11 protein-coding genes are annotated in these 13157 nt (G+C 46.5%); 4 read left to right on the top strand and 7 right to left on the bottom strand.

Features of this window, described 5'->3' with window-relative positions:
• The first annotated feature begins 247 nt into the window (after positions 1 to 247).
• The 4 genes from V6W81_RS00865 to V6W81_RS00850 are packed head-to-tail and all read left to right on the top strand — an operon-like array spanning position 248 to position 3706.
• Positions 248 to 1225 (top strand): ABC transporter ATP-binding protein, encoded by a 978-nt coding sequence (locus V6W81_RS00865; protein ID WP_145051956.1) that lies wholly within the window; start codon positions 248 to 250, stop codon positions 1223 to 1225.
• A 1-nt stretch (position 1226) separates the two neighbouring features.
• Entirely contained in the window at positions 1227 to 1964 is a 738-nt protein-coding gene (locus tag V6W81_RS00860; RefSeq protein ID WP_338541261.1) for an ABC transporter permease, read from the top strand.
• Between the two features lie 9 nt (positions 1965 to 1973).
• Positions 1974 to 3107, top strand: a complete 1134-nt coding sequence (locus V6W81_RS00855; protein WP_145051951.1) for a sensor histidine kinase — start codon at positions 1974 to 1976, stop codon at positions 3105 to 3107.
• Entirely contained in the window at positions 3104 to 3706 is a 603-nt protein-coding gene (locus V6W81_RS00850) for a response regulator transcription factor (RefSeq protein ID WP_338541260.1), read from the top strand. Before V6W81_RS00855 ends, V6W81_RS00850 begins: the two co-directional genes overlap by 4 nt.
• Before the next feature lie 196 nt (positions 3707 to 3902).
• Here V6W81_RS00850 and V6W81_RS00845 read toward each other — a convergent pair whose 3' ends face one another.
• From V6W81_RS00845 to V6W81_RS00815, 7 genes are all read right to left on the bottom strand, one after another.
• Positions 3903 to 4934 (bottom strand): AI-2E family transporter, encoded by a 1032-nt coding sequence (locus V6W81_RS00845; protein ID WP_145051946.1) that lies wholly within the window; start codon positions 4932 to 4934, stop codon positions 3903 to 3905.
• A gap of 166 nt (positions 4935 to 5100) precedes the next feature.
• On the bottom strand, positions 5101 to 6060 hold the full coding sequence (gene trxB / locus V6W81_RS00840; RefSeq protein WP_056695247.1) for a thioredoxin-disulfide reductase: 960 nt from the start codon (positions 6058 to 6060) through the stop codon (positions 5101 to 5103).
• Positions 6061 to 6266: 206 nt separating this feature from the next.
• Complete coding sequence (locus V6W81_RS00835; protein WP_338541259.1) at positions 6267 to 8000, bottom strand: tetratricopeptide repeat protein; 1734 nt, start codon at positions 7998 to 8000, stop codon at positions 6267 to 6269.
• A gap of 190 nt (positions 8001 to 8190) precedes the next feature.
• Positions 8191 to 9951 carry a hypothetical protein gene (locus tag V6W81_RS00830; RefSeq protein ID WP_338541258.1) on the bottom strand — a complete coding sequence of 587 codons (1761 nt, stop codon included), beginning with the start codon at positions 9949 to 9951 and terminating at the stop codon, positions 8191 to 8193.
• A gap of 269 nt (positions 9952 to 10220) precedes the next feature.
• Positions 10221 to 11171: a sugar phosphate isomerase/epimerase family protein gene (locus V6W81_RS00825; RefSeq protein WP_338541257.1), complete on the bottom strand. Its 951-nt coding sequence runs from the start codon at positions 11169 to 11171 to the stop codon at positions 10221 to 10223.
• Positions 11172 to 11235: 64 nt separating this feature from the next.
• Positions 11236 to 12108, bottom strand: a complete 873-nt coding sequence (locus V6W81_RS00820; protein ID WP_145051934.1) for a carbohydrate ABC transporter permease — start codon at positions 12106 to 12108, stop codon at positions 11236 to 11238.
• 60 nt (positions 12109 to 12168) lie between these two features.
• Entirely contained in the window at positions 12169 to 13068 is a 900-nt protein-coding gene (locus V6W81_RS00815) for an ABC transporter permease (RefSeq protein ID WP_239293559.1), read from the bottom strand.
• Positions 13069 to 13157 lie beyond the last annotated feature (89 nt).

The raw sequence follows: 13157 nt of genomic DNA, 5'->3' as shown, positions 1-13157 counted from the left end.
GCGCTATTGTGAACACTGTCACACCCTTTTCATGAATGCGCATTCACTCTCTATGTTCTCTATCAAAACGCACCGCTTAAACCTCCCTCCTTAGTAGAGGAAGTCTCATCTAATCATATTGCATTCTGATTCGATCCATTCGTAAAAGATGACAGTTGTCACCTAAAAGTCATGACAACTCTTACTAAAACGCTATGCCTTCGCCCTCTAAAATGAAGTTAGATCAAAACGAAGGACGTGAGTACAGATGAGTTCACCCATCATCCAACTTGAACATATAAACAAACAATTTAAAAACAAGCTTGCAGTAAGCGACCTATCTCTTGAAATCCAGCCTGGCTCAATTGTAGCAATCCTCGGCCCGAATGGAGCCGGCAAGACCACAACGATGAAGATGCTTCTAGGAATGTGTAAACCGACCTCCGGGAACATCACGGTATTAGGACAGTCTCCGAATCATCGGCAGGTACGTCAGCAGATTGGAGTTATGCTACAGGATGTAAGTGTCATTGATGGATTGACGGTGCGCGAGATCATCCGCATGGTTCACAGTTATTATCATCATTCACTTCCAATCCATGAAATCGAGCGGCTGACTGGACTTTCAGAGATTGATCTGAAGAGAAGAGCAGAGAAACTATCGGGCGGTCAGAAACGCAGCCTGAACTTTGCCCTCGCGATGGCAGGCAATCCACAGCTCTTATTTTTGGATGAACCAACGGTAGGCATGGATTCAGAGACACGTAAACATTTCTGGAAACAGGTTCGCCAATTGACGCAGGCGGGGAAAACCGTGCTTTTCACCACGCACTACCTTCAAGAAGCCGATGAAGCGGCAGATCGGATTATTCTGTTTAGCGAAGGTAGGATCATTGCGGACGGCACACCGGAGAGTCTCAAGTCGGGGCTTACCAAGCGTATTCTTTCTTTCTCCGCTCAGCATGGAATGATACCTGGCGAATCAGCTTCCCCGTCAGACACACAGCCTGATCACAACAACACAAACTCACCTCACATACATATTGAAGCTCAGATTGCGATGCTACCTAATGTTGACCAGGTGGAATATCGTAACGGACGCTGGAGTCTCTACACCACCGATACAGACACACTGATTCGTGATGTGATCCAGCGCCAGCTACCTGTACGGGATATCCGTATTGAAACGGGACAACTCGACGACGCTTATGCCGAACTGCTTGCTACGATGAAGGAGGAACAATAATATGTCTACATTACTTGTACAATCCCGGATGGAGATGCTCCGCATGTTTCGCAACGTTTACTTTATCTTCTGGTCTCTGATGATGCCTGTCTTATTCTATGTGCTATATACCCGGATCTTTACAACGGACGCGGTTGACCCAGAACAGTGGAATGCCCACTACTTAATGTCCATGACCTGTTTCAGCGTGATGGGTTCATCTATCATGACACTCGGCATACGCTTGGTTCAGGAACGTGTACATGGCTGGGTTTCGTACCTGCGGGTAACTCCGCTATCTGATGCCATCTATTTTGGTGGCAAAATGGTTGGTCAGACGACGGTGCACCTGTTCTCCATCATCGTTATTTTTACCGCTGGATATCTGATTAATGGTGTCTCTTTATCTGCCTTACAATGGATAGGAAGTGCCCTATGGATTCTAGCTGGATCGCTACCCTTTCTTGCTCTAGGCACTTGCATTGGAACCTTACGCAAGGTCGACACCGCCAGTGGTCTTAGCAATGCGCTCTATCTCTCGCTAGCTCTCCTTGGCGGCATGTGGATGCCGCTCGATATTATGCCGTCATGGCTGGGTCAGATCGGAAGCTGGCTTCCGTCGAACAGCTTTGGCAATGGCGCTTGGGCGATCGTCAGCGGTAACACGCCAGCTTTCCGTGATATACTAATTTTGACAGCGTACCTGATCGTGTTTATGTTAATATCCACTTATATCCGCAGCAAACAAAAGGAGGCTTAACCCTCATCTATGCTTCAAAAGTTTGAGATTTTCCCGAAGCGATATGGCTTCTATCCTTACATTTGGATGATCTACTTGGCCATGCCAATCTATTATTTATGGGTAGCCCGTGGTCATGAACTATATATTGGACTCTCTGCTTTCCTTGTGTTTATCCTGACCTATCGTCAGCTGTATATGACAGCAGGAACCGTTATATTTTCCTATTGGCTTACGCTACAGATGCTTACTGTACTGATCTTGAGTACGGTTATCGATCCGAACATGTTTTTTCTCGGGTTTTTCACAGCGAATTTTATTGGATGGTATACCGATAAACGGATGTTTCGTCTGTTCCTACTAGGGTTGGCTATTCTTCAGACCATTCCCATTGCTATTCATTTCTCATCCCTGACAGCTTCTCAGCTCATGTTCTTCACTCCCTTTTACCTCATTATGATTGCGTCTCCTTATGGCATTCGTTCCATGATGCAACAGCGGCAGCTGGAGGCACAGCTCGATGAAGCTCAGCAGCATATCAAAGAACTGATTAAGCGTGAGGAACGTATGCGCATTGCCCGAGATTTGCATGACACCATGGGACATACGTTATCTTTAATCACCCTTAAAAGTGAACTCGTGACCAAGCTAATCGCCAAAAATCCAGAACGAGCCATTCAGGAGGCACGAGAGATCGAACGAACATCCCGTGCTGCCCTGCGTGAGGTGCGTCAACTTGTCTCGGATATGCGAGCCATTAGCATTCCTGAAGCTGTCGCAGATGCGATAGAGATGTTAAAGAGTGCGGATATCTCGCTTCAAGTGACTCAGGAGCAGAACTCCTACGATGATGTGCCAGACTTAACGCAGAACATGGCGAGCCTATGCCTTATTGAAGCCGTCACGAACATTGTCAAACACAGTCAAGCAACACGAAGTACATTATTGATTCATCGCACGCAGGAAGGGATCAAGCTACGGATTAGGGATAATGGACAAGGGATAGATTCCAGCAAGCCTCAGGGTAACGGTCTAAAAGGCATGTCAGAGCGGCTGAACTTAATCGATGGTTCCCTTCAGATCTCTTCCGATTCAGCAGGAACCGAGCTATCCTTTTTCTTTCCATTAATCGCAAGCGATTCCCAAGGAGGAGTATCATCATGATTCGTATTTTAATTGCAGAAGATCAACGCATGCTTCGGGGTGCTCTCGCCTCCCTACTGGATCTCGAAGATGATTTTGAAGTCATTGGGGAAGCCGGTAACGGGGAAGAAGCATTGAAGCTAATCTCCTCTCTAGAACCAGATCTCACTTTGATGGATATTGAAATGCCAGTTATGAGTGGACTTGACGTAGCAGAACGTTTACAACAACAAGGTAACCCCTGTCGGATCATCATCCTAACCACATTCGCTCGTCCTGGTTTTCTAGAGCGTGCGGTTCAAGCCGGCGTACAAGGTTATTTGCTGAAAGATGAGCCAAGTGACCGCTTAGCTCAGGCCATTCGTAGTGTTATTGGGGGCGGACGAGAAGTATCTCCCGAACTTATTTTTGGCGCATCCAAAGGTGTTAATCCGCTAACGGAACGAGAGAGAGAAATGTTAAAACTTGCCGCCACAGGCATGAATGCCAACCAGATCGCAGCATCACTTCATCTGTCCTACGGCACAGTTCGCAATTACCTATCGGAAGCCTTCAATAAGCTAGAGGCTAAGAATCGTGTAGAAGCTATACGTATTGCCCAAGAGAAGGGCTGGTTATAGCAGTAGATCCATCATCTATTCATGTAATACATATCATCAAAATTAATGATTCAAGCATGAGCTATGCATTTCTCATACAAGCGCAAAAATGTACACCAAAAAACGCCTCCCTCGATCAGTCAGGGAGGCGTTATTCATTATTTTCACATGCTACATTCGATGAATACAACACACTACTCACAAGCGTTACACTAAGCTACAGCTTCGAATCTACACGCACCGGTTCGTTTGATTTCTCCATTTTATTTACATCAAGGATGTCCAACAGGAATACAAAGATCGGAATTCCGATGATCAGTCCCCAGATTCCGAGGAAATGCTGTGACAGAATCAATACGATAAATGTGTAGAACATTGGAAGCTTGGTTTTGTGCGCCATTAACTTTGGATTCAAGAAATATGTCTCCAGCGCATGAATGATAATAATCATGACAATAACGATAATGCTAAGCTGCAATCCGCCCATCTGATACCCGATCAGACACAATGGCACCAATGAGATGACAACCCCCGCAACGGGAACCAAGCTCAATAGGAATACCAGAATGGTTAATGCGAACAGATACGGATATCCAAGAATCCATAGTCCCAACATCGTAAGAACCGTGTTGAACACCGCAATCAATAGCTGAGCTTCAATGACTTTTCCGAAGGAAGATACGAATTTATCTCCAAGGTAAGCCACTTCTTTATAGAACCAGCCGAGCTTACTTGTTTTAAACTTGGATGTGAATTTGACGATTTCTTGTTTTTGCAGCAAGAAGAACAGACTAAGAATAATAACCAGCAAAATAAATTCCAGCCCTTTACTCAGAGCAAAAATGTACTTCAGCGCATTATTCGTATAATTCTTAATATCAAATGACTGCAGATAACCTGCAATCTTCGATGCATAATTATCGCCTTCAGCCGTATCCAGAAACTTAATGATTTCATTCGTCAGTTGTATGACCTGATCAACAATCCTCGGCGAATACTTAGATATTCCTAGCACAATCGCCGCAATCACAATCAAATATAGCAAGATGACAACGACCTTGTAGTTAATCGGAAACAGCCGATTTAATTGTCCTGTAATGAAGTGCTGTAGTCGATTCATGACATACGTCACAAGGAACAACAGCAAAATCATGTGCAGCATACTCCCCATGCTGAATAGAACCAAACAGAACAACAGCAGGATCAGAAAACGTCTGACCGTTGTGTTCTGTAGCCAATCTTTTATCATTTCCCCCAAAGTCTTCACCTCACAGCTAATATGCCCATTATGTATACGATCTCATGCCCACTTTCGTTTCAGAAAAAAAAAGAGAAGCCTACCGGCTTCTCTCACATCATGAGACTTCCCGTTGTCTCTATTCCTTATCTTATGTGGACAATCAAGCCAAACATGCTTATTTATCCAATGTTTCGCTCCAGTCGTGCACAATGCTGCCTTCCAAAAATTTCTCACAGTCCATTGCTGCCATACAACCTGACCCTGCTGCAGTAATCGCTTGACGATACTTCGTATCCTGAACGTCGCCACAAGCAAATACACCTGGGATGTTCGTTTCCGTCGTACCTGGTTTAACAACCACATACCCGTGATCATCCAACACCACTTGATTGCCGAGGAATCCGGTATTTGGTGTATGTCCGATGGCAACAAACACACCATCCGCCTCCAACAGCTCTTCTTGGCCTGTCTCATTGTTCCGTACCTTAAGTCCTTTCACGCCCAGTGCTTCAGGCACTACCTCAAGTGGTGTACGGTTCAATGCCCATTTTACCTTTTCGTTCCCTCGTGCCCGATCTTGCATGATCTTCGACGCACGTAATTCGTCCCGGCGATGCACTAAGGTTACGTCTGTTGCGAATCTGGTCAAGAAGCTAGCCTCTTCCATCGCGGAGTCTCCCCCACCAACAACGACAATCTTCTTGCCACGGAAAAAGAATCCATCACATGTCGCACATGTACTTACCCCGCGCCCTACATTTTCCTGCTCTCCCGGGATACCGAGGTAGCGGGCAGATGCACCGGTCGAGATTATGATTGAATCGGCTTCGAGATCACCAATGCCGCCAACCTTCACTTTGAACGGGGGCTTACTAAAGTCTACCTCTTCCACCCAGCCATTCTTAAATTCTGCGCCAAAACGCTCCGCTTGCTTCCGCATGTTGTCCATCAATTCTGGCCCCATAATGCCTTGCGGGAATCCAGGGAAGTTCTCAACCTCTGTCGTGGTGGTCAATTGTCCACCAGGTTGAAGGCCTTCGATAACCAATGGATTAAGGTTGGCACGCGCCAAATAAATTGCTGCTGTTAATCCGGCAGGTCCGGTTCCAATCACAATCGTTCTGTATTTAGACATATAGATACAGCCTCCTTGATTAGGTTGAGAGTATATGAACTGGTTCATTTCTAGATCCATGTGACAATAGCCATCCATTAAGTTTACCCGTTTTGCAGGCAAATGTATCCTTCATGAAATCCCAATCTTCCTCAATCGTTCTTCAAGCCGCTTAAATCCCTGTCATGCCTTTAAAACATTAAGAATAACCACTCTAAATCATCCGATTATACTGTAGGCGGTACCGTACTACACACCTTGTTAATCTGCTTCGCATATTTACTAACCGTTGATGCCGAAATGCCATATCGCTCTGCTACACTTTGATAGGTTACAGGTCGTCTGTGAATTTTGGCAGCCAAATATTCCAGCCCTGCAGCCCATCCCTCAATATGCTTCATCGCTGTCATTTCAGGATGAGCACGGGACACATAATCGGTCCATATACGTTCCATTTCCTGCTGTAATTCGGCTTTCGTTTCCGTCATCTGTAGCGCACGGTCAACGACCGCTTGCCAGTGAGAGATGGATTCTGTCTGCGAGCCTTCTGCGCTGATTGCTGCATTCTGAATAGATCGCGCAGCTACCGTTGAGAGCGGTAGTACTGCGCGGCTCCGCTCCGAGTGTTGTTCAGTCGCAAGCAGTTCGTTCAATACAGATTGAGCAGCTTCCACGAGATCCTGCTGCTCATCGGATTCCTGTATGAAGGATTGTAACGCTTGCTGTACTTCATAGTCTCCGATCATACCGAGCGCATGAATAACTTGAAGCTTGGTTGCCCGGTCACCATGGCGTAATGCCCAGAAAAACGATGAACGTATCAGTGGATCATTCTTCATTTCCTCCGGAATGCCATTTCCGTAGTTCTCCCATTGCTTGAATTGCTCATCAAAAGGAAGATGGTAATGGTAGCTTAAATTTTCGGGCTGAAGCTCGTCTTGTTGTACAGCCTTAAGTCGAGACAAATAAAACGTAGACACTTCAGACCCTGGATCAAGCTTGCTTACATGATGCCATAACCGTTCGGCTGCATCATAACGTCCGGTATTAAAGGCCGCAACTGCAGCATAGTGCGCAAGCGCAGGATCTGCTGCCGTCTCTTCGGCTTTAAGCAATCTACGAAAATGTACATAGGCGGTATCATGCTGCCCCAAAATACCCATTGTTGTTGCGAGTTTATAGACCTGTTCCTGTTGGAAAGGTACGATGACACGTAACTTTTTGATCAATAGTAACACTTGATCTGTCCGGTTCTCATTCTGATGGAAGATCGCCAGATTACACAGAGCATGCAAATTGCCCGGCTCTTGCTCAAGCACCTCGGCAATGGTCTCACGCGCTTTAGGAAATTGACCCATATAATAATAGGCAAGAGCCAGGTTATTGCGTACAGCCAGATAATCTGGATAATCAGGTGGCATGCCCTCCAGAAGCTCAGCTGCTTGTGCGAATTTTCCTTCCTCTAACAATTCCCGTGCATGATCATGCTCCACAACACCCTTACGTGATTTGATCCGGTTCAGTTTAGCTGGGCGGTCCAACTCGTAATACAGAAGCTCCATCATCTCTTCTGCCTCCGTCATAAACTGACCCTGGGTGTCTTCTTCCAAATACGTTACTAACGCTTGCTCCGCTTCTTCAAACCGATCCATATTGGCATAATTGTTCGCCATATAGAAATAACACTCGGTCATCGACGGATCTACGACATCCAATACATTCGCGAGAATCGCATTAGATGCCTCGTAATCCCCTTTCTCAGATAATATACCCGCCATATTACAATGATTCACCGGGTTCTCCGGTTCATATTCAACAGCTTTACGAAAATATTTTAATGCCTTGTCGACGTGATTACGGTCCAGCGAGCGGACAGCTCTTTCAAAAAAGAAAGACGCATCCAAATGAATCGGTATAATGTTGGCGAGGTCTCCCTCAGCCCGCAGTAGCTTGCCCTTCATCTTCCAAGGCACCTCCTCTTTGCTTTCATTCATACTCTCCAGTATACCACATCTTGAGGTAGGCTTCTCAACATGTAGTTTCATGTGATTTAGGCAAAAAATGTGCAAAATAAAGCGGTATTCCATCATCCATAATTGGATTGAAATACCGCCTTGTTCTTGTTAACCATATTCAATTTCGTAAGAGGACTTATTGGTCTTGCAATTTCTTCGCCATGGATGGTGAAAGTGAGATATGAATCGTTTTATCAAACGGTGTCACGAAGTTAACAAGCACAACCTTGCACTTGTCTGGCAGCTTCGCCTCACGAACGGATGGAGCCAAATGTCCCGTTTCGCCTCCACTGATCTCGATCCAGTCTTCACCGCAGGTATAACGCAAATTACCGCCGCTCCATAAGTGATGACCATCACTAGTCTCCGTTCCGTGCCCGTAGGTTAACTCTCCTTCGCTCCCGAATACAAAGGATAACTGCATCATGACGTCCTCCGGTTCTTCCCCCGTCAGATGCATTGTCCAACCGTTCTCCGAATGTAACACCTCAGCTCCCACACGGAATGTCTGCTCATGGGTAAGTCGGCGGCTCTGATGGGGAAGTAGGTACCACGGACTTATATCTGAAGACGCCGTCTCTGGCAGTTCATTAGCAGGAATCGGATCATAATAACCCTTCTTCTGCTCCCCTGTTAGTCGATACCCTTGAGGCAAGCGGGTCATATCTTGCATCGGGATATACCCTGGATTAAAGTAGGAAGCCAGTTGTACAGCAAGTAGACGCACCTTGCCATGACGCAGAGCGAAGAAAGGAGGCACCTCCGTCATCACCGTTACACTGGTCTCACCATCGCGGATTCGAGCTACAGGTGCACCAAAATCCGTATGCATTCGGCTGTGAGAAATACGTCCGTGGTGGCCAACAGCCTCCATCTGATCCAGATAGCTCGCCCGTACAAAATGCTCGTTCAATATAACCTCATACTGCTCTGGTAAGACATCCTGTGATCCACTCGTCTGTTGAAGCTCGGGCTCTAACAATAGCCTTACGAGTGTATTGACTGAGCATACACCCGGATCGTTCAACGTATCTCCTGCCCAGGCAGCCATACCAGCAAAAAGCGGATCCCCATCCAGTCTTGCCAAGATGGCATAAGGCAGATAATACGGGGACAGATCATGCACACTACCCAGGTCCTGTCGACCGGAGTAATCTGTAACAATCTCACCTGTAGGGTGCACAAGGTACACCATCATCCGAAGATTAAGACGCACGGGTTCCAGCAACTCCGGACGATTCATCAGCCGCGCTGCATGAATGAGCATAATGTCACTCACTGCACTATATATTCCATTACTTCGCTCAGTCCACTCGCCATCGGGCGTAATGTCCATGCCTTCTGCCAGCCACTGCTCTGCGCGCTGCACGGCTTCCTCCAGACCAAAAATGTCGTGCAGGAAACCAAGCGCCGCGCATAGCACCCAGCGATGATTCGGCGTATGGCAGCCTCCTGTCAGCATCACAGGTATCGTTCGCTCTAGGAACAAACGCATATTGTGAAGAACAGGTTTCAGAGGAGCCCACTCCTGCTTAACGAGTAGCTGATATAACTGCGAATATCCTACTACGACAAATGCGGTATCCGGCGGGGAATGATAGTTCGTCCAGCCGGGTGATATCGATCCATCCTCATGCTGTAGGCGCAGTACAAACTCAGTGGCCAATAGCAGTCTGTCTAATAATGCCTCATCCCGATAATAGATCGAGTCCGGATTAGAGAGCGCTGCTCCCCAGTAGCACATGTCCGTCGGCGTTCCAGTGGTATGATTCACCCAAGCCACACCTGTATACGGATCAATCGTACCACCGTAGTATCGATTCTCTGGATCAAGCATCTGCCTGGCCATGCCTCGTTCTACTGCTCTGTCATTACTATTTACCAGTTGTCTGTACATGTGCAGTTCCCCTCCATACCAATGCATTTGCCCGATGAACGAAGGACATGACGCACCCCCTCCATAGCGTGGAAGCTACTCACATCACCTGTATACGAGCTAATTTCTCGTCAGTATATACCATATCCCGCCAAAAGTCGCCAGAGAATTCAAGCAGCGTAGCGGCCATAGCGCCGGCTAGATTAGACACCAACTTCTTTACTAACAATAGCCTGCTATTCAACCTTGCCACACAGCTTCTAAGAGACTCTGTTACGCTTTTCCGTTTATCAATCTACCCGTTCAAGCTTCTTCATTAACAAGTCATGACTCTCGTGAATCTCGCCTGCTTGGCAGGCGGACTTCAACTCATAGACCTTCACCTGTGCACGCTCTATCATCGGCAGATAGGCATCATAGAAATGCATATCCTTGCTGTGTACATATGGGCACCAGTGATCCGAAAGTCCAAGCGTTTCATGAATATGGACACCTACGATATCGTCCATCAGTCCCTGCATTTCTCCTACACTATCATAGAGACCTAGTCGATCCATCATGATGGCATGACCCGTATCATACCAGATACCAACTGGAGCTCCTTTAAGTGCTTGAACGATCGTCTTTGCTTCCGCGAGTGTAGGAATCTGTTGGGGTCTGGATCTCGTCTCGATCCCAAAGCGCACATTTAGACCTTTGGCAGCCGCACGATTACAGACCTCATCCAGACTCACGATGATTTTCTCGACATAGCCCGCACTAAGAGCCTGCCGACGCTCCATCAGTTCTTCCCACTTGCTGCGATACTTCGGTGAATCCGGCCCTTCTTCGTTATAGAACTTACTAAGATCCTTGCTGATATCCTCTGGGAAGGGTACCTCTCCGGGATGTACAACTACGGCTTCCCCTCCGTAGCGATGGGCATATTCCGCTGATCCTACCAGCAATTCAATCGCTCGCTGCCGCTTCGCTTCATCTTCGAAGCCAAGCAAGACAGAGTCTGTGCCGTAATCTGGATCTGGATCATGTGGGAAGGTATTATGAACGCTGGAGATTCCGATCTCTCCTCGCTCAATCATGGGCTCTATAGTGGTGAGCATTTCCTTCGTCACATTATAATTAAGCTCCACCCGGCTGAAGCCAAGCTCTGCAATCTCTCGAATCATATCTGCTCCAACCGTATGCTTCCTGATGTTCCAGCAAGTTGAAAACGAGTATATTCCCTTGTCCTGTGCCTGCATTCGAATTCCTTCTCCTTCCCATTAGGGTAAGCCGACCTACCCTACGCTTATACCAATGCTAGAATCAACCCTTTACCGCGCCAAGCATCGCACCGCTGACAAAATACTTTTGCAGCCAAGGATACACGAGCAGAATCGGTACGGTTGCAAATATAACCGTTGCTGCCTTGAGACTCTCTGGGGTCAATGGTGCACGGTTAGCACCTTCCATGAGCGTAAGCTCGCTGACCATATTGTTTTGTACCATTTGGAAGAGTTTAAGCTGCAGCGGGTACAGCTTCGGATCATTAATATACAGCAGTGAATCCTGGAAGCCATTCCAGCGACCAACCGCATAGAATAGAGCCAGTGTAGCCAATACAGGCATAGATAATGGCAATATAATTTTAAAGAGTGTGTGTACATGCGAACTACCGTCAATCTCAGCCGATTCCTCCAAGCTTTCTGGAATGCCGCGGAAGAAGGAAATCAGGATAATCAGGTTAAACGGACTTACGAGACCCGGCAAAATCAGCGCCCAGACGGAATTAAGCAAGTTCAGATCACGAATGAGCAAATATTCTGGAATCATCCCGCCACTGAAGAACATGGTAATGATGATGACGTACATGAAGAGCTTGCGCCCTTTCAATTTTTTCTTCGTTAACGGATATGCAGCTGCTAGTGTGAAGAGCATACATAGCACAGTGGTTGCTACCGTTAGAACACTCGTAAAGCCCAGTGAATAGATCATTGATTGGTCAGAGAATACCTGAATATACGCATCCCAATTAAATTCTTTAGGGAATATGGTCACTTCACCAGATGTAATTGCCCGATTGGAACTTAGTGAGATCGCAATCGTGTGCAAGAACGGAGCCAGACAGAAGATAACAAACAAACTGATAAAGGTAATATTAACGATGTCAAAAACCCGGTTTGAGGTGCGTTCACTCATATGCGCACAGCTCCTTTACTGATGGTCTATACAAACAGCCGATTGGTATCCCTTTCAGGCTTACAAAATACCTTCACCGGTCGCCTTTTTCGAAATATAATTTGAACCGAGTACGAAGATCAGTCCTACAACAGCCTGGAAGAGTCCGACGACAGTCGCCAGTGTATATTGTCCAGATTCCAAACCAACCCTGTACACGAAGGTACTCAGTACATCAGAGTATTCACGTACAGCAGTGTTACCAATAATGTAAGGACGATCAAAACCAATGCTGACCATTTGTCCGAGATTCAGAATAAGCAAAGTGACAATCGTTGGTTTAATACTAGGCAAGGTAATATGCCAGATTTTCTTCAGACGTGACGCTCCATCAATCTCAGCAGCTTCAAACAATTCCTTGTTCACGCCGGTTAATGCAGCCAGATACAGAATGGTTCCCCATCCAGCGCTCTGCCAAACCCCTGTGAACAGGTACGTAACAAGCCATGGATTCTTCTCTGTCAAAAATGGTATGGAGTTCAGCCCCATACTCTCCAGCAAACCGTTCACCATACCGGATTGATTGCCGAATAATTGATACACGATTCCCCCGATAATAACCCAAGAAATAAAGTGAGGAATGTACAGGATCGTTTGTGAAATCTTTTTGAACCACTTAAACCGAACTTCATAGAGCATGATCGCCAAGATAATTGGAGCAGGGAATGAAACGAGCAAATCTAGAAAATTAAGCATGAACGTATTTCGTAATGTGGTGTAGAAGTCCCGCATTCCAAATACTTCACGGAAAGCATCGAAACCGATCCACTCACTCCCGTTGATGCCCTGAAACAAGTTGAAATCCTTAAAAGCGATCTGAACCCCGTACATTGGGCCGTAACGAAAGATCAAGAAGTAGATCAGAGGCAGTGAGATGAGCGCATATAATTGCCAATACCTTTTCAAGTATGTGATGGTCAAGTCGGTTTCCTCCTATCAACAGAGAAACGGCTGTGCCGCCCATACTGGCGGCACACGTTCCTTCTAAAGTTATACGGTAAATTACATAT

The sequence above is a fragment of the Paenibacillus tundrae genome (assembly GCF_036884255.1).
Taxonomy (GTDB): Bacteria; Bacillota; Bacilli; order Paenibacillales; family Paenibacillaceae; genus Paenibacillus.
Note: the sequence above shows the minus strand (reverse complement) of the source record. Positions and strands in the feature narration are given on the sequence as shown.

Bases quoted from the DNA above. Each gene is read 5' to 3' on its own strand.
- V6W81_RS00865 (WP_145051956.1), top strand. From the start codon at position 248: ATGAGTTCACCCATCATCCAACTTGAACATATAAACAAACAATTTAAA.
- V6W81_RS00860 (WP_338541261.1), top strand. From the start codon at position 1,227: ATGTCTACATTACTTGTACAATCCCGGATGGAGATGCTCCGCATGTTT.
- V6W81_RS00855 (WP_145051951.1), top strand. From the start codon at position 1,974: ATGCTTCAAAAGTTTGAGATTTTCCCGAAGCGATATGGCTTCTATCCT.
- V6W81_RS00850 (WP_338541260.1), top strand. From the start codon at position 3,104: ATGATTCGTATTTTAATTGCAGAAGATCAACGCATGCTTCGGGGTGCT.
- V6W81_RS00845 (WP_145051946.1), bottom strand. From the start codon at position 4,934: ATGATAAAAGATTGGCTACAGAACACAACGGTCAGACGTTTTCTGATC.
- trxB (WP_056695247.1), bottom strand. From the start codon at position 6,060: ATGTCTAAATACAGAACGATTGTGATTGGAACCGGACCTGCCGGATTA.
- V6W81_RS00835 (WP_338541259.1), bottom strand. From the start codon at position 8,000: ATGAAGGGCAAGCTACTGCGGGCTGAGGGAGACCTCGCCAACATTATA.
- V6W81_RS00830 (WP_338541258.1), bottom strand. From the start codon at position 9,951: ATGTACAGACAACTGGTAAATAGTAATGACAGAGCAGTAGAACGAGGC.
- V6W81_RS00825 (WP_338541257.1), bottom strand. From the start codon at position 11,171: ATGCAGGCACAGGACAAGGGAATATACTCGTTTTCAACTTGCTGGAAC.
- V6W81_RS00820 (WP_145051934.1), bottom strand. From the start codon at position 12,108: ATGAGTGAACGCACCTCAAACCGGGTTTTTGACATCGTTAATATTACC.